The organism is Photobacterium damselae subsp. damselae, assembly GCF_038086725.1.
GTDB lineage: Bacteria > Pseudomonadota > Gammaproteobacteria > Enterobacterales > Vibrionaceae > Photobacterium > Photobacterium damselae.
Genome location: NZ_CP146970.1, coordinates 2,725,137 through 2,746,929, shown reverse-complemented (window position 1 = coordinate 2,746,929; position 21,793 = coordinate 2,725,137). Strand labels below are relative to the sequence as shown.

Annotated in this window: 14 protein-coding genes and 17 tRNA genes; 30 read left to right on the top strand and 1 reads right to left on the bottom strand. The window is 43.4% G+C overall.

The window, feature by feature from the left end:
• Positions 1-837: a peptidoglycan DD-metalloendopeptidase family protein gene (locus tag WAX86_RS12425; protein ID WP_107200416.1), complete on the top strand. Its 837-nt coding sequence runs from the start codon at positions 1-3 to the stop codon at positions 835-837.
• Between the two features lie 53 nt (positions 838-890).
• Positions 891-1,892, top strand: a complete 1,002-nt coding sequence (gene rpoS, locus WAX86_RS12420) for an RNA polymerase sigma factor RpoS (protein WP_065170657.1) — start codon at positions 891-893, stop codon at positions 1,890-1,892.
• A 149-nt stretch (positions 1,893-2,041) separates the two neighbouring features.
• Here the strand turns inward: rpoS and mutS are convergent, their stop codons facing one another.
• Positions 2,042-4,612 carry a DNA mismatch repair protein MutS gene (gene mutS / locus WAX86_RS12415; RefSeq protein WP_376788114.1) on the bottom strand — a complete coding sequence of 857 codons (2,571 nt, stop codon included), beginning with the start codon at positions 4,610-4,612 and terminating at the stop codon, positions 2,042-2,044.
• 245 nt (positions 4,613-4,857) lie between these two features.
• On the opposite strand from mutS, the gene pncC reads away from it, so the two are divergent.
• From pncC to WAX86_RS12275, 28 genes are all read left to right on the top strand, one after another.
• Entirely contained in the window at positions 4,858-5,346 is a 489-nt protein-coding gene (pncC, locus tag WAX86_RS12410; RefSeq protein WP_044174512.1) for a nicotinamide-nucleotide amidase, read from the top strand.
• Positions 5,347-5,483: 137 nt separating this feature from the next.
• Positions 5,484-6,539: a recombinase RecA gene (recA, locus tag WAX86_RS12405; RefSeq protein WP_138222828.1), complete on the top strand. Its 1,056-nt coding sequence runs from the start codon at positions 5,484-5,486 to the stop codon at positions 6,537-6,539.
• 188 nt (positions 6,540-6,727) lie between these two features.
• Positions 6,728-7,960, top strand: coding sequence for a voltage-gated potassium channel protein (kch, locus tag WAX86_RS12400; protein ID WP_005297823.1), 1,233 nt, complete (start codon positions 6,728-6,730; stop codon positions 7,958-7,960).
• Between the two features lie 276 nt (positions 7,961-8,236).
• A complete protein-coding gene (gene alaS / locus WAX86_RS12395; RefSeq protein ID WP_237029723.1) occupies positions 8,237-10,858 on the top strand; it encodes an alanine--tRNA ligase in 2,622 nt (873 codons plus the stop codon).
• 57 nt (positions 10,859-10,915) lie between these two features.
• A complete protein-coding gene (locus WAX86_RS12390) occupies positions 10,916-12,112 on the top strand; it encodes an aspartate kinase (protein ID WP_065170639.1) in 1,197 nt (398 codons plus the stop codon).
• 83 nt (positions 12,113-12,195) lie between these two features.
• Entirely contained in the window at positions 12,196-12,393 is a 198-nt protein-coding gene (gene csrA / locus WAX86_RS12385; RefSeq protein ID WP_005297826.1) for a carbon storage regulator CsrA, read from the top strand.
• A gap of 216 nt (positions 12,394-12,609) precedes the next feature.
• Positions 12,610-12,701: transfer RNA gene (locus WAX86_RS12380), tRNA-Ser, on the top strand.
• Between the two features lie 14 nt (positions 12,702-12,715).
• A tRNA-Arg gene (locus WAX86_RS12375) sits at positions 12,716-12,792 on the top strand.
• A 63-nt stretch (positions 12,793-12,855) separates the two neighbouring features.
• Positions 12,856-12,932: transfer RNA gene (locus tag WAX86_RS12370), tRNA-Arg, on the top strand.
• 11 nt (positions 12,933-12,943) lie between these two features.
• Positions 12,944-13,035 (top strand) — tRNA-Ser (locus WAX86_RS12365).
• Between the two features lie 44 nt (positions 13,036-13,079).
• Positions 13,080-13,156: transfer RNA gene (locus tag WAX86_RS12360), tRNA-Arg, on the top strand.
• A gap of 57 nt (positions 13,157-13,213) precedes the next feature.
• Positions 13,214-13,290 (top strand) — tRNA-Arg (locus WAX86_RS12355).
• 10 nt (positions 13,291-13,300) lie between these two features.
• Positions 13,301-13,392 (top strand) — tRNA-Ser (locus WAX86_RS12350).
• A gap of 43 nt (positions 13,393-13,435) precedes the next feature.
• Positions 13,436-13,512, top strand: a tRNA-Arg gene (locus WAX86_RS12345).
• 93 nt (positions 13,513-13,605) lie between these two features.
• A tRNA-Arg gene (locus tag WAX86_RS12340) sits at positions 13,606-13,682 on the top strand.
• A 43-nt stretch (positions 13,683-13,725) separates the two neighbouring features.
• A tRNA-Arg gene (locus WAX86_RS12335) sits at positions 13,726-13,802 on the top strand.
• A gap of 42 nt (positions 13,803-13,844) precedes the next feature.
• A tRNA-Arg gene (locus WAX86_RS12330) sits at positions 13,845-13,921 on the top strand.
• A 42-nt stretch (positions 13,922-13,963) separates the two neighbouring features.
• Positions 13,964-14,040: transfer RNA gene (locus tag WAX86_RS12325), tRNA-Arg, on the top strand.
• A 42-nt stretch (positions 14,041-14,082) separates the two neighbouring features.
• Positions 14,083-14,159: transfer RNA gene (locus WAX86_RS12320), tRNA-Arg, on the top strand.
• A gap of 43 nt (positions 14,160-14,202) precedes the next feature.
• A tRNA-Arg gene (locus tag WAX86_RS12315) sits at positions 14,203-14,279 on the top strand.
• A 42-nt stretch (positions 14,280-14,321) separates the two neighbouring features.
• Positions 14,322-14,398, top strand: a tRNA-Arg gene (locus WAX86_RS12310).
• A 42-nt stretch (positions 14,399-14,440) separates the two neighbouring features.
• Positions 14,441-14,517: transfer RNA gene (locus WAX86_RS12305), tRNA-Arg, on the top strand.
• Positions 14,518-14,559: 42 nt separating this feature from the next.
• Positions 14,560-14,636: transfer RNA gene (locus WAX86_RS12300), tRNA-Arg, on the top strand.
• 395 nt (positions 14,637-15,031) lie between these two features.
• Entirely contained in the window at positions 15,032-15,985 is a 954-nt protein-coding gene (locus tag WAX86_RS12295) for an NADP-dependent oxidoreductase (protein ID WP_341488866.1), read from the top strand.
• A 20-nt stretch (positions 15,986-16,005) separates the two neighbouring features.
• Positions 16,006-16,452 carry a YqaA family protein gene (locus tag WAX86_RS12290; RefSeq protein WP_036763265.1) on the top strand — a complete coding sequence of 149 codons (447 nt, stop codon included), beginning with the start codon at positions 16,006-16,008 and terminating at the stop codon, positions 16,450-16,452.
• Positions 16,453-16,464: 12 nt separating this feature from the next.
• On the top strand, positions 16,465-19,311 hold the full coding sequence (locus tag WAX86_RS12285) for a pitrilysin family protein (RefSeq protein ID WP_341488865.1): 2,847 nt from the start codon (positions 16,465-16,467) through the stop codon (positions 19,309-19,311).
• A 154-nt stretch (positions 19,312-19,465) separates the two neighbouring features.
• Entirely contained in the window at positions 19,466-21,031 is a 1,566-nt protein-coding gene (gene gshA, locus WAX86_RS12280; RefSeq protein ID WP_065170636.1) for a glutamate--cysteine ligase, read from the top strand.
• A gap of 123 nt (positions 21,032-21,154) precedes the next feature.
• Entirely contained in the window at positions 21,155-21,766 is a 612-nt protein-coding gene (locus WAX86_RS12275) for a hypothetical protein (protein ID WP_341488864.1), read from the top strand.
• Positions 21,767-21,793: the final 27 nt, after the last annotated feature.

The window sequence follows — 21,793 nt, the reverse complement described above, 5'->3', positions numbered from 1 at the left end:
ATGAGTGTCATTCAAAAGATAGTAAAGCCCGTTGGTCTGATTGCACTAAGCAGTGTGATCTTAGGTTGTAGTAGTCATACACCTGCACCTGTCACCAGTTTAACTAAAGATTATTCGCAACTTGCTCGCGGCAGTTTTCACGGTAGTGATTATGTAGTGCAAAAAGGGGATACACTTTATTTTATTTCCTATATTGCTGGTCAAGATGTGAAAGATCTTATTGCTTATAACAATTTGACTCCACCTTATACTATCTATCCTGGACAGCGATTAAATGTTCGTGGTTCAAACAGTTATAGTACGGCTTCTCGCTCAACAAGTACGACTGTAACTAAGCCAACGACACAATCGAAACCAACAGAGCAAAAAACGAACAATAAAAAAGTTGATCAGAATCAAGCAAAAGAGTACTCTCAAAAAGCAACTGATAACAAACCTGTAACAAAACCAGTGCCAAAACCGGTTGCGCCAGCCGTCACTGGTTGGTTATGGCCTGCAAAAGGAAAAGTGATCTCACGCTTCTCTTCTACCAATAAAGGTATCGATATTGCAGGTAGTCGTGGTGAAGCAGTTAATGCAACCGCTGCTGGTAAAGTCGTTTATGCCGGTAATGCCTTACGTGGTTACGGTAACTTAGTTATTATTAAGCATAATGACGATTACCTAAGTGCTTATGCTCACAACGATAAGTTATTGGTGAAGGAACAACAGCAAGTTACCGCTGGCCAGAAGATCGCTCTGATGGGGGATACGGGTGCCGATAGCGTTAAATTGCATTTTGAAATTCGTTATAAAGGTAAATCAGTCGATCCACTACGCTATTTACCTCGACAATAGAGACGACATGAAACAGTTGTAATGTCTTGCTAACTCGCCATCTGGGAGGCGCTATGAGTAAAAGCAGTACAGTCACAAACCTTGATTCATTCGATTTCGATGACGAGATAGAGTTAGATACTGGCGATGCGGTAAATGCTAAAAATACCGCAACGGCAGATGATGACTCAGCAGAAGAATTGAGTACTGGAAGTAATAACCAGACTCAAAAAGTTCTCGATGCAACCCAACTTTATTTAGGTGAAATTGGGTTTTCTCCTTTACTTACAGCCGAAGAGGAAGTGCTGTATGCAAGGCGAGCACTACGCGGCGATGATGTTGCCCGTAAACGTATGATTGAAAGTAACTTACGTTTAGTGGTGAAAATTTCTCGCCGTTACAGTAATCGAGGACTGGCTCTGCTCGATCTGGTCGAAGAAGGAAACCTTGGTCTTATTCGAGCGGTTGAGAAGTTTGACCCCGAACGAGGTTTCCGATTTTCTACTTACGCGACATGGTGGATTCGACAGACCATCGAACGTGCCATCATGAACCAAACCCGCACCATTCGTTTACCCATCCACGTTGTAAAAGAACTTAATGTTTATTTACGTACTGCCCGTGAGTTAGCACAAAAGCTCGATCATGAACCGACCGCTGAAGATATTGCGATTCAATTGGAAAAACCGGTTGATGATGTCAATCGTATGTTGCGTCTCAATGAGCGAGTCAGCTCTGTTGATAACCCGATAAGTGGAGATGCAGACAAAGCTCTGCTTGATATTATTCCTGATGAAAAAGGTGGTACTCCTGAGGTTTCGACACAAACAGATGATATTAAGTCCTCTATTGTTGATTGGTTAGATGAGTTAAATCCAAAACAACGAGAGGTGTTAGCAAGACGTTTTGGCTTGTTAGGCTACGAGGCATCTACACTAGAAGATGTTGGACGTGAGATAGGACTGACGCGAGAGCGAGTGAGGCAGATTCAGGTTGAAGGCTTACGTCGCTTGCGAGATATGTTAACCCATGAGGGGTTGAGCATTGAATCTTTATTTGATCCGGATGAAAACTAACTTTTTAAGTCACTTCTTATTTCACTCCGTATCCAGTGAGTTCATTGCTTGAGACATTATAACAAGCCATAAAGTCGATAATAAGCAGGTAGTAAAAAAGACGCATAATATAAGCGTCTTTTTTATTTTTCATGAAAAGTTACGAGAACTTAGTTTAGCAGGGCTTTAAGGCGATAAAGCTCATCTAATGCTTCTCGTGGTGTCATGTTATCGGGGTTGAGACGAGCAACCGCTTCTTCTACTTCGCTTGATTCAGGGATCAGACTAAGTTGATGTTCCTGACGAACCGCTTTTGCTGATGCTGGGGTATCAGTAGTTGTTGGGTTCGGGGCATCAGTTGCTTGTTGATGGCCCGATGCTTCTAGTTGCTGTAATTTAATTTTCGCACGCTTGATAACAGATTTTGGTACGCCAGCTAATGAGGCAACGGCTAAACCATAGGATTTACTTGCTGCCCCTTCTTGTACGGCATGCATAAAGGCGATTTCATCCCCATGTTCAACCGCATCTAAATGAACATTAGCAAGTCCACTCATTAAGGTTGGCAGTTCTGTAAGCTCAAAATAATGGGTAGCAAACAGCGTCATAGCCGCGATTTTATCCGCTAACCACTCGGCACTTGCCCAAGCTAAAGAGAGACCATCATAAGTACTGGTGCCTCGGCCAATTTCATCCATTAAGACTAAACTGTGTTGAGTCGCATTATGAAGAATGTTTGCCGTCTCTGTCATTTCGACCATAAAAGTTGAACGGCCAGAAGCTAAATCATCAGATGCTCCAATACGAGTAAAGATACGATCTAGCGGTCCAATCTTAAGGCTGTCTGCGGGTACAAATGATCCTACGTGTGCCAGTAGAGCGATAAGTGCGGTTTGGCGCATATAGGTTGATTTACCACCCATATTCGGACCTGTAATGATCAGCATACGGCGATCATGATTGAGCGAAATTGGGTTAGCAATAAACGGTTCACTCAGTACTTGTTCTACAACAGGGTGACGACCAGCTTCAATCTCGATACCGGTTTCATCCATCAACTGAGGGCGGCAATAGTTAAGTGTATCGGCACGTTCGGCAAGGTTGGCAAGTACGTCTAATTCCGATAGCGAGTTAGCCATATTCTGCAATTGCTCAAGGTTTGGCATTAGCAGATCAAACAGTTCATCCCACAGTTTCTTCTCAAGAGCTAACGCTTTTGATTTGGAGTTAAGCACTTTATCTTCGTGCTCTTTAAGCTCTGGGATAATATAGCGTTCAGCATTTTTTAGGGTTTGACGACGGATATAGTGACTCGGTACCAGATGGCTTTGGCCTCGGCTTACCTGAATATAGAAGCCATGTACTTGGTTAAATCCTACTTTAAGGCTATCGATATCATGGCGCTCACGTTCGCGGGCCTCTAGCTCTTCTAAGTATTTTGTTGCGCCATCGGCAAGGTCACGCCACTCATCCAATTCGGCATTATATCCAGGAGCTAGTACGCCACCGTCACGGATAATAACTGGCGGATTCTCGATAATGGCATGTTCAAGAAGTTGGCATACCTCATCCATTGGAGCGGCAAGAGCTGCTAACTCACCAATACGAGGGTCAGAAACTTCTGCTAAAAGATCTGCAAGCTCTGGTAGATTTTGTAGCGCGATACGCATACGAGCCAAATCGCGAGGTCGAGCTGAGCGCAGTGCTAGACGGGCAAGAATACGCTCTAAGTCCCCCATGTGACGTAATACGCCAGCTAGCTCACTAAATAGGCCGCTATCTTTAAACGCACCGATAGCGTTGTATCGACCATTAAGCTGTTTAGGATCACGAATAGGCTGATGTAACCAACGTTTTAATAAGCGACTACCCATGGGTGTAGCCGTTTGGTCTAAAACAGAAGCCAGTGTGTTATCAAAGCCGCCAGCAAGGTTTTGGGTCAGCTCTAGGTTGCGACGTGTTGCTGCATCTAAGATAACAGCATGATCTTTAGTATCTAATGTAATCGCTCGAATATGAGGTAACGCGGTACGCTGTGTATCTTTCACATATTGCAGTAAGCAGCCTGCTGCACATAGGCCGCGTTCAGCGTGTTCAACACCAAAACCAACCAGATCGCGAGTGCCAAACTGCATGGTTAATTGTTGGCGCGCTGTACTAAGTTCGAATTCCCATACTGGGCGACGTCGTTTACCTTTAAAACTTTCAATTAAATGAAGGTAAGTAAAGTCTTCAGGATAAAGCAGTTCTGCAGGCATTGTTCGTTGTAGTTCTGCCTGCATTTCCTCTTCTGTACTCGGTTCGGTCAACATAAAGCGACCAGAGGTAATATCTAATGTGGCATAACCAAAACCATTATTGTGCGCAAAAATGGCAGCAATGAGATTATCGCGGCGTTCATTAAGTAAGGCTTCATCACTCACAGTACCAGGCGTAACAATGCGAACAACTTGACGCTCAACGGGGCCTTTGCTGGTTGCTGGATCCCCAATTTGCTCACAGATCGCAACAGAAACACCTTGCTGTACTAACTTGGCTAAATAGCCTTCAGCAGCATGATGTGGTACTCCTGCCATAGGAATTGGCTGACCATTGGATGCACCACGTTTAGTGAGTGAGATATCCAGCAATTGCGACGCTTGTTTTGCATCATCATAAAAAAGTTCGTAAAAGTCGCCCATGCGATAGAACAACAGTACATCAGGGTTTTCCGCCTTGATTTTTAGATACTGTTGCATCATTGGTGTATGTTTTTCTAAGCCTTGTACTGTCACGATTACGCCTGCTTTCGCTAATGAATGACTCAGCAACCAAGTTGTTTCTGAGGTATAAAATTCTGGTTGCTTAGGATACGTGAATCGGGTCATTGGGCAAAGTGGCGACCACAATTTTATTTGCGAAACTTGTTTATTGTGCGCAAAACCCCCATAACTAGAGAGAAGAAAATATTGGATCAGTTATCCACTATGGCCGTGAGGAATCAGTTATGGAACACATTCAAGCGCTAGCAAATCAACTGGGAGACGCGCTAGCAAAACAGCAGTGGGTTGCCACAACGGCAGAATCTTGCACCGGTGGTGGAGTTGCAACAGCTATCACAGATATAGCGGGAAGCTCTCAATGGTTTGATCGAGCATTTATCACCTACAGTAATGAAGCGAAAATGCAGATGCTGGGTGTGCAAGCTGAGACATTAGCAAACCATGGCGCGGTCAGTGAACCTGTCGTAGAACAAATGGCTGAAGGGGCGCTGACAAACTCGTTGGCCGATATTAGTGTCGCGATTAGTGGTATTGCAGGACCAACGGGTGGAACAGAAGAAAAGCCAGTTGGTACAGTTTGGTTTGCATGGGCTGATAAGCAGGGCTGGCGTAAGACGATGGTTTGTCAGTTTAGCGGTAACCGTAGTCAAGTACGTTATCAGGCTATCACACAAGCAATCTTAGGCATGCTTCACCACTTGGCTGAACTTTAAAACAAAAGTTACGTCAGAACTGATACCTGTTTCAAAAAAATTTTTATTCAGTGCTAGACACTGTATGAATAAACAGTATACTAAACCCAGTTAAATAAATTCAGATTTTCACACATTAGCATCCGATGGAGAGTCGAATGGACGAGAATAAACAAAAGGCTCTTGCCGCTGCGTTAGGCCAAATTGAGAAGCAGTTCGGTAAAGGCTCTATCATGAAGCTTGGCGATAACCGTACTATGGATATCGAAACCGTATCAACTGGTTCGTTAGCTCTTGATATCGCATTGGGTGCTGGTGGTTTACCTATGGGCCGTATCGTTGAGATTTTTGGTCCTGAATCATCAGGTAAAACAACATTAACATTAGAAACCATCGCGTCAGCTCAGCGCCAAGGTAAAACTTGTGCCTTTATTGATGCCGAGCACGCACTGGATCCTATTTATGCTAAGAAATTAGGCGTAGATATTGACCAACTTTTGGTTTCTCAGCCAGATACTGGTGAGCAAGCGTTAGAGATTTGTGATGCATTAGCACGCTCTGGTGCTGTTGACCTTATTGTTGTCGACTCCGTTGCTGCATTAACACCAAAAGCAGAAATTGAAGGCGAAATGGGTGACTCACATATGGGTCTGCAAGCTCGTATGCTGTCTCAAGCAATGCGTAAGCTAACGGGTAACCTAAAGCAGTCTAACTGTATGTGTATTTTCATCAACCAGATCCGTATGAAGATCGGTGTGATGTTCGGTAATCCAGAAACAACAACTGGTGGTAATGCACTTAAGTTTTACGCTTCTGTTCGTCTTGATATCCGTCGTACAGGTTCAATCAAAGATGGCGAAGAAGTTGTTGGTAATGAAACTCGTATTAAAGTGGTGAAGAACAAAATCGCTGCACCATTTAAGCAAGCTGAAACGCAAATTCTGTACGGACAAGGCTTTAACCGTGTTGGTGAGCTGATTGACCTTGGTGTTAAGCAAAAGCTAATTGAAAAAGCTGGTGCTTGGTACAGTTATAAAGGCGATAAGATTGGTCAAGGTAAAGCAAATGCGGGTAAATTCTTAACCGAGAATCCAGCTATTGCCGATGAGATCGAAAAACAAATTCGTGAGTTGTTATTAACACCACCGCAAGAAGAAACAACTGAAGATGCTTCTCTTGATGCTATCGAAGCTGGTGAAGATAAAGCATTTTAAGCATTGCTGCTGATAACAAGATTGAATCAAAACCCAACCTAAGTGTTGGGTTTTTTCATTTTTAGCAAAATTTATTATGTTTAATGATTCATTATCGCTATATGTGCAATTAGTATATAAACTTATGGTTATCTCTAGATATAACTAGACATAAACAGACAACTAATACTATTGCGAAGTTACATTATATGAGTTCATGCCGTACGTTTTGGCACCGATGTTGGCGCTTTATCAGGGAAAGTTTTACGACGTTATATGCCATTAGACATATTTTTATTGCGCTGCTTGTTTTAGGTAATAGTGCATTCATTTTACATGTAATATATGGCTTACCAATCGATCTAGTCTCGATTTTTAATGTTAAGAATTACGAAGACCTCAATCTCACTTTTTTAATAAACGCACCGTATTTTATGTTAGGTGTATTTATTGCAATGAGTACGATTGGTTTGTTTTTTCGAGCCAGAATATCCTGGGTAATATGTTTTACCTTGCTGATTATTAATGCCTTTTATGCAATGCAGTTAAGGCCGTCAGAAGAGTATAATTTTCATTACAGCCTCTTTACGATAGCGGTACTATTTCTTAATCGAAAACATTTTTCCAAAAGCAGCGTTGCGGCAGGTACCATTTTTGCCTTAATCAGTATGATTTCCTTAATGCTGACGTCGACGTATGGGGCATTGTATTTTGGTGATGGTTATAAGCCTCCGATTAACGATTTATCAACCGCACTTTATTACGCCATCGAAACCATGACAACAGTCGGTTATGGCGATATTGTTCCTGTTTCTGAGCCCGCTCGATTATTTACAATTTCCGTTATCATTGCGGGTATTACTGTATTTGCAACCTCACTTACCTCGGTGTTAGGTCCTGCGGTGCAAAGTGGTTATGAGCGATTAACAAAGGGAAAAACGAAGAAAATGAAGCGTAAAAACCATTTTATTATCTGCGGCTTATCGAGTCTTGCGCTCAATACCATTCAACAGCTAATACAAAGAAAACAACCAGTGACTGTGATTGTTTCTCCGCGAACACAGCAGGCGGCAAAAGATTTACTTGAAGACTTGGATGTGGTTGTTGGTGATTACAGTGATGGCAGTGTTTTAAAACAAGCAGGTGTTATGGATGCCAAAGCACTATTAGCTCTTAGTGATGATGATGCTGATAATGCTTTTATTGTGTTATCTGCCATTGAATTAAAAACTGACGCCCATAATGTCGCGTTAGTGAACGACAGTAAAAATATCAACAAAGTAAAAAGTGTTAATCCTGACATCGTAATTTCACCCCAGCAGTTTGCGAGTGATATCTTAGCGCGAGTTCTAAATGGCGAAACTATCGATAGCGAGTCGATTGTTTCATCACTACTTAATTCGGTTCAAGGGTTAAATGAAAAGCAGATCAGCAAAGATTAAGGGTGAGTTAGTCAGTATAGGTTAAAAGTTTTAACTAAAATGGCTTTCTTATCCTTGGTTTTGTGGTGATGTTGAGCTTATAACTTATTATTTGCTGAATTTCTGTATATAACATTTCACCAAATGAGGGGCGTTGTTTTACAATTACGCCCAAAATATTTATCTTAGTCTGATCACGTCGCACTAAGCTAGCTAGGGTAGGGAAGCCGAACTCTAGCCGATTGACTAAGTGTCATTTTCGTTTTTTACAAAAAGCATTAATTTCAGGATTTGCCAATGTACATGAGCACTGATGAGATCCGCCGTGCGTATCTTGCGTTTTTTGAGAGCAAAGGCCACCAAATCGTGGAAAGCTCATCTCTAGTTCCTGCGAACGACCCAACGCTGTTGTTCACCAATGCGGGTATGAACCAATTTAAAGATGTTTTCTTAGGTTTAGAAAAGCGCAGCTACACGCGAGCGACAACCGCACAGCGCTGTGTACGTGCTGGTGGTAAGCATAACGACCTTGAAAATGTGGGCTTTACTGCTCGTCACCACACTTTCTTCGAAATGCTAGGTAACTTTAGTTTCGGTGATTACTTCAAGCATGATGCTATTAAATATGCTTGGGAGTTTTTAACAACGGTTCTTGAGCTACCAGAAGATCGTCTACTTGTAACTATTTATGAGTCTGATGATGAAGCATTTGAAATTTGGAATAAAGAAGTAGGTATCCCTGCGGATCGTATCGTTCGCATTGGTGATAACAAAGGCGCGCCTTTTGCTTCAGATAACTTCTGGCAGATGGGTGATACAGGTCCTTGTGGTCCATGTACTGAAATTTTCTTCGATCATGGTGATCACATCTGGGGTGGTCGTCCTGGCACACCAGAAGAAGATGGTGACCGTTTCATCGAGATCTGGAACAACGTATTTATGCAATACAACCGTCAAGCTGACGGTACTATGGAACCACTACCTAAGCCATCTGTTGATACAGGTATGGGTATTGAGCGTATTGCTGCAATCATGCAAGGTGTTCACTCTAATTATGAAATCGACATCTTTAAAACACTGATTAAAGATGCGGCTGACATCATTGGTTATGATGATCTTTCTAACCAATCGCTACGTGTTGTAGCCGACCACATCCGTTCATGTGCTTACCTAATCGCAGACGGTGTAATGCCATCTAATGAAGGTCGTGGCTATGTACTTCGTCGTATCATTCGTCGTGCAGTTCGTCATGGCAACAAGCTAGGTGCAAAAGGTGCATTCTTCTACAAACTAGTGGGTCCTTTAGCTGATGTTATGGGTACCGCGGGTAGTGAGTTGAAGAAACAGCAAGAGATGGTTGAGAAAGTACTTAAGATCGAAGAAGAAAACTTTGGTCGTACACTTGACCGTGGTCTGACAATTCTAAATGAAGCTCTAGATAACCTAGACGGTTCTATTTTAGATGGCGAAACAGTATTTAAACTATACGATACTTACGGTTTCCCAGCTGACTTAACTAATGACGTTGCGCGTGAGCGTGGCTTTACCATTGACGAAGAAGGCTTTGAAGCTGCAATGGAAGAGCAACGTCAACGTGCTCGTGATGCTGGCCAGTTTGGTGTGGACTACAACAACGTAATTAAAGTTGATGCAAACACTGAATTTAAAGGTTATGAAGCAACTGATGGCGAAGGTGTTATTGTTGCAATTTACCGTGATGGTGAAGAAGTTGACGCTTTAGCAGCAGGTGAAGAAGCGATTATTGTACTTGACCAAACACCATTCTACGCAGAATCAGGTGGTCAATGTGGTGATACAGGCGCATTAGCTGCAGCGGGTGTTGCATTTACTGTTGCTGATACTCAGAAGTTTGGCCATGCAATTGGTCACAAAGGTACGCTAACTGAAGGTGCACTAAAAGTTGGCGATAAGTTAGCTGCTACTGTCGACCATGTTCGTCGTGGCGCGATTAGCCTAAACCACTCAGCAACGCACTTAATGCATGCAGCACTTCGCAAGTTATTAGGTGAGCACGTAGCTCAGAAAGGCTCTCTAGTTAAGCCAGATAGCCTACGTTTTGACTTCTCACACCTAGAAGCGGTTAAGCCAGAGCAACTTCGTGAAGTTGAGCGTATGGTGAACGACCAAATTCGCTTAAACCATGCTATCGATACTGAAATTATGGATATCGAAGCGGCGAAAGAAAAAGGCGCAATGGCACTATTTGGTGAGAAATATGATGATCAAGTTCGTGTGTTAAGCATGGGCGATTTCTCAACTGAGCTATGTGGTGGTATTCACGCTAAACGTACTGGTGATATCGGTCTATTTAAGATTGTATCTGAAGGTGGTATCGCAGCTGGTATTCGTCGTATTGAAGCGGTAACAGGCGCTGCGGCAATCGAAGCTCTACACGCACAAGATGAGCAATTAGCAAAAGCGGCTCGTTTAGTGAAATCTGATACTGCTTCTGTGGTGAACAAGGTTGAAGCTCTTGTTTCTCATAGCAAGCAATTAGAAAAAGAAATCCAACAGCTAAAAGATAAGCTTGCAGCTCAAGAGGGCGCAGGTCTTATCAATCAGGCACAAGAAATTAACGGCGTTAAAGTTCTTATTGCTAAGCTAGATGGTGCAGATAACAAAGCATTACGCGGAATGGTAGATGAACTTAAGAATCAGCTATCAAGCGGTATTGTGGTGTTAGGCAATGTGAGTGATGACAAAGTTGGTCTAATCGCTGGTGTAACTAAAGATCTTATCGGCAAAGTAAAAGCGGGTGAGCTTGTTAATATGGTTGCACAACAAGTTGGCGGTAAAGGCGGCGGTCGTCCTGATATGGCTCAAGCAGGCGGTACTGACGCAAGTGCACTTCCTGCAGCGCTAGAATCAGCTAAAGCATGGATTGAAGAGCGTCTGTAAGGCGCTCTCATCGGCATTGCAAAGCAATAGGCTTAGGCCTTAGGAAGGTAAAGTAACGTGACGCAAAAAGCGTGTAAGTCGCTAATAGTGCAAAAATTTGGCGGAACATCAGTAGGCTCAATTGAGCGCATTCACGCTGTTGCTGAACGAGTTATCGAAGCTAAAGAAGCAGGATCACAGCTGGTTGTTGTGGTCTCTGCTATGGCAGGGGAAACCAATCGATTACTTGATTTAGCGCAGAAGATAGATTCGGTTCCAACCGATCGTGAACTGGATGTTTTGTTATCGGCTGGCGAACAGATGTCGATGGCGCTGTTGGCAATGACATTAAATAAACTTGGTCATGAAGCGGTGTCGCTAACTGGATGGCAGGCGGGTATTGTTACCAACCAGCAATTTAATAATGCGAGCATCGATTCGATTGATACCACGCGTATTCAGTCGTTACTTGAACAAGATAAAATTGTTATTGTTGCAGGCTTTCAAGGTATTACTGATGAAGGTGACATTACGACATTAGGTCGTGGCGGTTCCGATACCACGGCAGTGGCTTTAGCTGGAGCGTTAAACGCGACTGAATGCCAAATCTTTACTGATGTGGATGGCGTATACAGCTGTGACCCTAGAGTCGTACCTGAGGCGTGTCGTTTGCATACTATCGATTTTCCAACGATGGAAGCAATGGCAAAGCAGGGTGCTAAAGTACTGCATTTACCTTCTGTTCAATTTGCATGGAAAAACCGAGTGCCACTACGTGTGCTATCTTCTTTTACCAAGCAAGGGGGAACCCTTGTCACAGGAGAAGAGTGTATCCATGATATTAGTGGTATTGCGCTACAGCGTGATTTGCTTCATGTTCAGGTTGCTCACGAAGATTTAGCAGCACTGGAAAAACAGTGCTATTTATTAGGTATTAAAGTTTGGACTGTGATCTCTGAGGCAGAACGTGCCGGAGTTGTGATCAAACAAGATGCTTATGCTAAGTTAAATCTGGTATTTGCTGAAAAAATTCGTAATAGTGTTGATGTTAGCTCGTTGACTTGTGTTGGTAATAACGTCGAATCAGTTATAACCAAAGCGAATCAATTGCTTGGTGAATATAACATTAGTGTATTAGCAACCGAACCTGGTATTCAGTGCCTATTAATGTTGTTCGAACCTGACTCGGTCAATAAAGCAGCAAATATAATTCATGAACACTATGTTTTAGCTAATGTGAAGCAAAAAGATCCACAAAAAGTCGTGGTTTCTTAAATCCTGTGTTTACGGAATTATTGCTTTTAAGGGATAATAGTTTTAAAGAAAGATAAGACAGAGATTACTCAAGGAGCACAAGAATGCTAATTTTGACTCGCCGCGTAGGTGAAACCCTTATGATTGGTGATGAAGTTACAGTAACTGTACTAGGTGTTAAAGGTAACCAAGTACGTATTGGTGTTAACGCACCTAAAGAAGTTTCTGTACACCGTGAAGAAATTTATATGCGAATTCAAGCGGAAAAAGAAACTGGTACTCCAAGTACTGGTAACTACTAGTCGCGAAAAAGCCAGCTTTGATAGCTGGCTTTTTTATGCCTAAAATTTGGAATTTATTTGTGAGCAAATTATAAAAACAATTAAATATTTCAACGGGTACGTTGCATAATTTATCGTATTGTTTATTAAGTGTTCATGTGTGCAATAAACCTCATTTTTTAGCAATAAAGTGTTTGACTTATTTTTGCTTAACAGTAATATGAGCCCCCGCAAGACGGTGAGGTGGCCGAGAGGCTGAAGGCGCTCCCCTGCTAAGGGAGTATACGGTTTATCCCGTATCGAGGGTTCGAATCCCTCCTTCACCGCCATTCTTGCACAATGCGCGTCCGTAGCTCAGCTGGATAGAGTACCTGGCTACGAACCAGGCGGTCGGAGGTTCGAATCCTCCCGGACGCGCCATTATTTTTAAATACATGGCTTTGCTTTTTGTTCAAAGCGGTGTATAAAAACCGAATTAAGTGTGCGCTCGTAGCTCAGCTGGATAGAGTACCTGGCTACGAACCAGGCGGTCGGAGGTTCGAATCCTCCCGAGCGCGCCATTAATTTGTGTGGTGAGGTGGCCGAGAGGCTGAAGGCGCTCCCCTGCTAAGGGAGTATACGGTTTATCCCGTATCGAGGGTTCGAATCCCTCCTTCACCGCCATTCATTCTTCTTTAAGACTGCTGTCTTAAATCAGAATAGCCTGCGCGTCCGTAGCTCAGCTGGATAGAGTACCTGGCTACGAACCAGGCGGTCGGAGGTTCGAATCCTCCCGGACGCGCCATTATTTAAAATGTACGACTTGTTCTTCAAGTGGTATAGTACAAACCGAATTAAGTGTGCGCTCGTAGCTCAGCTGGATAGAGTACCTGGCTACGAACCAGGCGGTCGGAGGTTCGAATCCTCCCGAGCGCGCCATAATTTGAGTGGTGAGGTGGCCGAGAGGCTGAAGGCGCTCCCCTGCTAAGGGAGTATACGGTTTATCCCGTATCGAGGGTTCGAATCCCTCCTTCACCGCCATTTATTCTCCCCCAAGATCAATTCTTGAGTCAGAATTGCCTGCGCGTCCGTAGCTCAGCTGGATAGAGTACCTGGCTACGAACCAGGCGGTCGGAGGTTCGAATCCTCCCGGACGCGCCATTATTTCTTTAAGTAACAATGGATTGCTACTTATACTGATATCGAATTCGATATTGGTAGGGTTAGTGATTTTATTGTTGTTTAAACTCCTGCGCGCTCGTAGCTCAGCTGGATAGAGTACCTGGCTACGAACCAGGCGGTCGGAGGTTCGAATCCTCCCGAGCGCGCCATAATTTAAAATAGTATTGATCCAAACGATTGATATTAGCCTGCGCGTCCGTAGCTCAGCTGGATAGAGTACCTGGCTACGAACCAGGCGGTCGGAGGTTCGAATCCTCCCGGACGCGCCATTCTTCAAGTTTGATGAAGATAAAATTATCAAACAACCCTGCGCGCTCGTAGCTCAGCTGGATAGAGTACCTGGCTACGAACCAGGCGGTCGGAGGTTCGAATCCTCCCGAGCGCGCCATAATTTAAATAGTATTGATCTAACCGATTGATATTAGCCTGCGCGTCCGTAGCTCAGCTGGATAGAGTACCTGGCTACGAACCAGGCGGTCGGAGGTTCGAATCCTCCCGGACGCGCCATTCTTCAAGTTTGATGAAGATAAAATTATCAAACAACCCTGCGCGCTCGTAGCTCAGCTGGATAGAGTACCTGGCTACGAACCAGGCGGTCGGAGGTTCGAATCCTCCCGAGCGCGCCATAATTTAAAATAGTATTGATCTAAACGATTGATATTAGCCTGCGCGTCCGTAGCTCAGCTGGATAGAGTACCTGGCTACGAACCAGGCGGTCGGAGGTTCGAATCCTCCCGGACGCGCCATTCTTCAAGTTTGATGAAGATAAAATTGTCAAACAACCCTGCGCGCTCGTAGCTCAGCTGGATAGAGTACCTGGCTACGAACCAGGCGGTCGGAGGTTCGAATCCTCCCGAGCGCGCCATTATTTAAATAGTATTGATCTAACCGATTGATATTAGCCTGCGCGTCCGTAGCTCAGCTGGATAGAGTACCTGGCTACGAACCAGGCGGTCGGAGGTTCGAATCCTCCCGGACGCGCCATTCTTCAAGTTTGATGAAGATAAAATTGTCAAACAACTCTGCGCGCTCGTAGCTCAGCTGGATAGAGTACCTGGCTACGAACCAGGCGGTCGGAGGTTCGAATCCTCCCGAGCGCGCCATTATTTAAAAGCTCAGCTTATTGCTGGGCTTTTTTTCTATCTGTTGTTTCTGCCTGTTATTTGATATTCCACCCTCTGCTTTATCTATATTTATTACTTTCTCTTTTTACTCTAATTATTTTTTCTATTTAAAATTAAATAGTTGTCTATATATCTTGCTGTTTTTGGGTGCGGTGTTTGCTCACGTTTTTACTATTACTCAGAACGATACAAAATCCGTTGATAAGTTTTGTAACAATAATCTTGAAGGGCTAGGGCTTATTTGCTGCGGGTATTTTGTTGGCTCGAGTCGGAAGCTGATGTATGGTGAGGATAGCAACCTAACATATTGCTATTAAAAGAAAACGGGTTGCGTGAAGTGACCCGTTTTTTTATATCAAATAAGAGGTGACGCGATGAGTACATATCAGCAGGTCGTAATTTCACAATTTGGTGGCGTTGATGTGCTTCAGTGCCAGTTAACAGAGCTTCCAACTGTATTAGAGCCTCATCAAGTATTAGTCAAAGTAGATTACTGCGCAGTAAATCCTATTGATGCCAAAATTCGTCAAGGCAGTAACTTTGTCGCTCAGCAAATTCAAGATGTTTTACCGTGGGGCTTAGGCTATGACATCGCGGGTAAAGTGGTATCTGTAGGTTCAACGATTTCAGCTCTTAAAACGGGCCAACGAGTTGCGGGGTTAATAGGTTTTCCGCTACAAGGTGGAGGCTATTCCCAATATTGTGTAGTGGATTGGCAAGCGTTGTCGGTATTACCGGAACAGGTTGACTTACGCCAAGCCGCAGCCGTTCCATTGGCCGGACTTACTGCAATGCAGGCTATCGAGCTTGCAGATATTCAACCGCAAGAACGTGTTTTAGTGCTAGCTGGGTCCGGTGGGGTTGGCCATTTAGCATTACAACTTCTTAAGGCATTGCCGTGTCAGGTATTAGCAACTGGCTCCTCAACTAATCAAGCCTTTATTGCTTCTTTAGGTGCAGAGGCAATTGATTATGACAACGTAGATTTTGTTTCACTTGAACCAGTAGATGTCATTATTGATTTGGTTGGTGGGAAAACAGGACTTGCGGCATTAGCTGCACTGAAACCGTCTGGCCGTATCATTACAGTACCAACAGTGACTCAGGCTGAGATCATCGCTCAAGCTCAAGATCTTGGTTTTTATGCTCAAGGTATGGTGGTGCAGCCAGATAAGATTCAGCAAGATATGTTATTGCAGCTTATTGCAGAGAAGAAACTTCGAGTTCATATCGATCAACAGTTTGATTTTTCTTCTGTCGCTCAAGCGCATCAGCACATTGAGTCGGGACGTACGCGAGGAAAGTTGGTTCTTGCAACCTTGAGTTAATGGTAGAAAAAGATAAATAAATGCTAGATTTAGTTAATGGGCAATCGGGTTTATGGGTATTATTTTCAACTGGGTTTTTAAGTGCCACACTGCTCCCTGGTGGCTCTGAAGCCAATCTGATTGCCAGTTTAAACTTAGGTGACAATGCACCCTGGTTGTTGGTGCTGGTTGCTACGTTAGGTAATAGTTTAGGCGGCATGACTAACTATTGGTTAGGTCGTCTGATACCTGATAAAACTTCTCAAGAAAAACATGGTCATAAAGCTATTAGATGGGTGAAAAAATATGGCTACTGGAGTCTCTTTTTTAGCTGGTTGCCCATCATCGGCGATCCTTTGTGTTTAGCTGCCGGCTGGCTTCGACTTCGCCCGTGGCTGAGCTTTGTTATTATTGTGGTTGGTAAGGCTGCGCGTTATAGCGTGCTGGCTGTGATCGTGTTAGGTCTTTTCCCAACGTTTTCTCACTAAAGGAATGTATTTGTGCAAAAGTGGATTCTCCCCCTTGCTCTATTGTCTGTAACTAATACAACATGGGCTGCAAAACAGAGCGATATTCCCTTGCCGAAAGGTGTCTCTTTTATTGAACAAGTTAAGCCAGAGCATGGAAAGGCGGTTATTCCTTTTCGCAAATACGAATTAAGCAATGGTTTAACCGTTATTCTGCATCAAGACAAGTCAGATCCTTTAGTTCATGTTGATATGACCTACCATGTAGGCTCGGCACGAGAAGAAGTCGGGAAATCAGGTTTTGCACATTTCTTTGAGCACATGATGTTTCAAGGCTCAAAACACGTAGGTGACCAAGAGCATTTTCGTTTAATTACAGAAGCAGGCGGTACTTTAAATGGCTCAACTAACCGAGACCGCACGAACTATTACGAAACCGTACCTGCCAACCAATTAGAAAAAGTACTGTGGCTTGAATCGGATCGAATGGGCTTTTTGCTTGATGCCGTGTCCCAGAAAAAATTTGAGATCCAACGTTCAACGGTCAAAAATGAACGAGCAGAGCGTTATGAAAACCGACCTTATGGCTTAGTGTATGAGCGTATGGGAGAAGCGCTGTTTCCTCGTAACCATCCATACTCATGGCAGACAATCGGATATGTTGCCGATCTAGATCGTGTTGATGTTAATGATCTTAAAGCTTTCTTCCTCCGCTGGTATGGCCCGAATAATGCCACGCTTACTATTGGTGGTGATATAGATATCGCGCAAACCTTAGACTGGGTAGAGAAATATTTTGGTTCTATTCCACGAGGTCCTGAGGTTAACAATGCACCAAAACAGCCAGTAACACTTAAGGCTGATCGCTATATCACTCTAGAAGATAAAGTTCAGCAGCCAATGTTGATGATGGGGTGGCCAACCTCTTATCGTGGTGCAAAAGATGAAGCTTCATTAGATATGCTGGCTCAAATTATTGGTGATGGTACCAATAGCTTGTTGTATCAAAAACTGGTTAAGACTGGACAAGTGGTTGATGCAGGTGCCTTTAATGATTGTGCAGAGCTTGCATGTACCATGTATGTCTACGCAATTGGTCCTAGCGGTGAAAAAGGCAACTTAAAGTCGATTCGTGGCAAAGTGATGGAGATAGTGAACAGTCTGGAAAAGCAGGGTGTGAAACAACAGGCCGTAGATGAAATTAAAGGTGTGGCAGAATCGAGTGCCATTTTTGGCTTACAGAGTGTCAGTGGTAAGGTTGCCCAGTTAGCGGCTTATCAAACATTTTATGGCGATCCAAATCATCTTGGTGTTGAGCTTGATAATATTCGCAAAGTCTCACCAAGTAGTATTGAAGCGGCATACAATCAATATATTTATCAGCATCCCAATGTCACTTTAAGTGTGGTGCCTCAAGGTAAGTTAGATTTGGTTGCCGCAAAAACGAACTTTACTCCCGAGCCGCGTAAGATCCCTGAACATCAAAAGATTAACGATGATCAACTGACGCTTCGCACGGCAAAAGATAATTTTGATCGTAGTGTTATGCCTCAGCCATCAAAGCCCGTTGAAGCAATGATGCCAAGTTTGTATGACGTAACGTTGGCAAATGGCATTAAGCTCCTTGGTACTCAGTATGATGAAACGCCTACTGTTGAGCTTCAACTTGTGGTTCCTGCTGGTCGTCGATATGAAGCTGAAGGTAAAGCAGGTCTAGCTCAGTTAACTGCTGCGATGATGAATGAAGCAACCACAAAAGCTTCTGCTGAACACATTGCTTCAGAATTGGATAAATTGGGTTCTAGTGTGAGTTTTGATGCTGGTCTATATGGCACAACCATCACCTTGTCTTCTCTTGCGAAAAACCTTAAGCCAACGTTAGCAATACTAGAGCAGCGATTGTTCCATCCGGCATTTGCTCAAGCCGATTTTGATCGTTTAAAGAAATTGGCGTTAGAAGGTCTTGTGTATGAACATCAACGTCCAGAGTGGTTAGCAGGACAAGCTACTCGTGATGTGATGTTTAAAGGCACCGTATTTAGTCAGGCACCAGAAGGTACCAAGGCATCAATTGAGAGCATAACGTTAGCGGATGTGAAAGATTTTTATCAGCGCTATTACACGCCTAATGGGGCTGATATGGTTGTTGTTGGTGATATTAAACCACAGACACTACAGCAAGATCTTGTATCTTTGGGTCAGTGGAAAGGACAGGCGGCTCCAACATATCACACACCAAAATTACCAAGCATAGAGAAGCCGGCAATTTGGATGGTTGATAAGCCAGGAGCACCACAAACTATCATTCGCCTAGTTCGTCAAGGTCTACCTTATGATGCAACTGGTGAGCTCTACAAAACTCAATTAGCTAACTTTAATCTGGCGGGTAACTTTAACAGTCGCATTAACTTAAATTTGCGTGAAGATAAAGGCTATACCTATGGTGCCGGAGGCTACCTAACGGGAGGAAAAGAGCTTGGTTTAGCTACTTTCTATGCTCAGGTACGTGCTGATGCAAGTTTGGCTGCAACCAAAGAATTTCTCGCGGAACTGAAAAAAATAAGCCAAGGTGGATTAACTGATAAAGAAATGAAATTTATGCGCCTTGCCGTCGGTCAACAAGATGCATTGAAATATGAGACGCCAGCGAAAAAAGCTCAGTTATTGGGACAAATGTTAACCTACTCTTTGCCAAAAGATTTTGTTGAGCAGCGAAATAAGATTGCAGCGACAATTTCTAAGTCAGAATTAGATAAGCTTGCTAAGAAGTGGTTTAACCCACAAGATTATCAGATTATTGTGGTGGGTGATGTGGCAAAATTAAAGCCTCAATTTGCAACGTTAGGCTTACCAATCCATGTGATTAAGCCACAACAATAACGAGTGTTTATAGATTAAAGCCGACGTATCACTGCGTCGGTTTTTTCTGTCTCGTAAAACTGTTTATCGATTTGATGCAATAATAAAACATGGTAATCAGAATCAATTATGATTACTCTATTTTCTAATTTTGATAATGACGAGAATGACCTTGATGGATTTTTCACAAAGGTTGCAGCAAGTTTCAGCCAATAAAGATGCTCTGAAAAAGTTTGGTCGTGGTCTGGAACGCGAAGCTCTGCGTATTACCACAGATCACCAATTATCGGATCAACCTCATCCCGTACAGCTCGGTTCTGCACTAACAAATAAGTGGATCACGACAGATTTTGCGGAATCCCTATTAGAGTTTATTACACCAGTTTCTCGCTCTGTTGATGATCTTCTTGCTCAACTTAGTGATATCCACCAGTTTACCTACAGCAAGATGGATGGCGAGCGTCTATGGCCGATGTCAATGCCTTGTTTTGTCGGTGACCAGGACGATATTACTTTAGCGCAATATGGTTCATCGAATGTGGGCCGGATGAAAACCTTGTATCGCGAAGGTTTGAAGCGTCGTTATGGTAGCGTGATGCAAATCATCTCTGGTGTGCATTTTAACTTTTCATTCCCTGATGAGTTTTGGGATCAATTATTTGGCCCGCAAAACGAACAAGAGCGTCAAGAATCTCGTTCGGCGGCTTACTTTGGCTTGATCCGAAATTACTACCGTTTTGGCTGGTTGATCCCATATCTATTTGGATCTTCACCTGCTCTATGTGGTTCTTTCTTACAAGGGAAGCCAATTAAAGATAAGTTCAGCAAAATTGGCCAAGGTACCTATTATTTAGAGAAAGCCACGGCACTACGCTTGAGTGATTTAGGCTATACCAATAATGCCCAAAGTGGCCTTAAAATTGGTTTTAATAGCTTAGAGCAGTATCTTGATGGATTAAATAAAGCCATTCGTACGCCGTCAGCAGAATTTGCTGATATTGGTGTTAAGGTGGGGGATGAATACCGTCAGCTTAATAGCAATGTGTTACAGATCGAAAATGAGCTTTATGCCCCAATTCGTCCTAAACGTGTAGCAAAAAGTGGTGAAAAACCATCAGAGGCATTGAAACGTGCTGGTGTTGAATATATTGAAGTTCGCTCACTTGATGTTAACCCATTTAGCCCAATTGGTGTGGTTGAAGATCAAATTCGTTTCTTGGATATATTCTTAACTTGGGCGGTGCTGTCGCCATCGAGTGATATGACCGATTGTGAACTTGGCTGCTGGCGTGAAAACTGGAGTAAAGTGATCTTAGATGGTCGTAACCCAGATCTAGTTCTGACTATTGGTTGTCATGGTGAGCAATTGACGCTTAAAGAGTGGGGCTCTCGTGTCTTTGCTGACTTTGCCCAAGTTGCGAAAATGTTAGATGAAGCTAATGGTACCACGGCTTATCAAGAGACTTGTGAGCGTTTACTTGGTTGGATTGAACACCCTGAGCGTACGCTATCGGCCCAACTGCTAGAGCAAATTAAACAGTTTGATGGGATTGGTAAAGTGGGTGATGAATTAGCAAAACAGCATGCTGAATATATGGCTCATCGTCAGTATCAATTCTATAACGAAGCCCAGTTTGAAACTGAAGCGAAGGAGTCAATTGCAAAACAGCAGCAAATTGAAGCCAATGATACGGTCTCTTTTGATGATTATTTAGCGGCGTACTTTGCTGATATCAAATAATTGATGATTGCTTGATCTTATTACGGAAGGTCATGTTAGAGTAGATAAGGTGATCTTAGGATCACCTTTTTTCGTATGTAGGGACACGGTTTTGCCCTGATGACCAGATGAGCAAGAGAGAAGATGATTTCACCACCACGCTTGATTGTATTTATCGCACTAGCTTTAGCATTAACAGGCTGCGCCACTCCGCCACCTAAGAATCAGTCTAATATTTGCAGCATCTTCCGGGAAAATCCTGATTGGTACAAAGATGCCGTTAAGATGGAAAATAAATGGGGAACACCAATTCATGTCGCAATGGCTATTATTAAACAAGAAAGTAGCTTTCGTCATGATGCTCGCCCCCCTAAAGATTATGTTTTAGGCTTTATTCCATGGGGACGTGTGAGTAGCGCATACGGTTATGCTCAGGCACAAGACCCTGCTTGGGAAGATTTCCAACGCGCGACCAATAATGGTGGCTCACGAACCGACTTTTACGATTCATTGCAATTTGTGGGTTGGTATACTTATGAAACTCAACGTCAATTGGGTATTTCAAAATGGGATGCTTATCGCCAGTATTTAGCCTATCACGAGGGGAGAGGTGGATATCAGCGTGGTACATACCGTCGTAAACCTAATTTGATGCAAGTGGCTCGTAAAGTTGACCGCTACTCAAAAGAGTATGGCTGGCAATTGAAGCAGTGTCGTCAGGAGTTGGAATCTAAACGTAGCTGGTGGCCCTTTTAATTACCAGTAATAGGCTATTGAAATAAC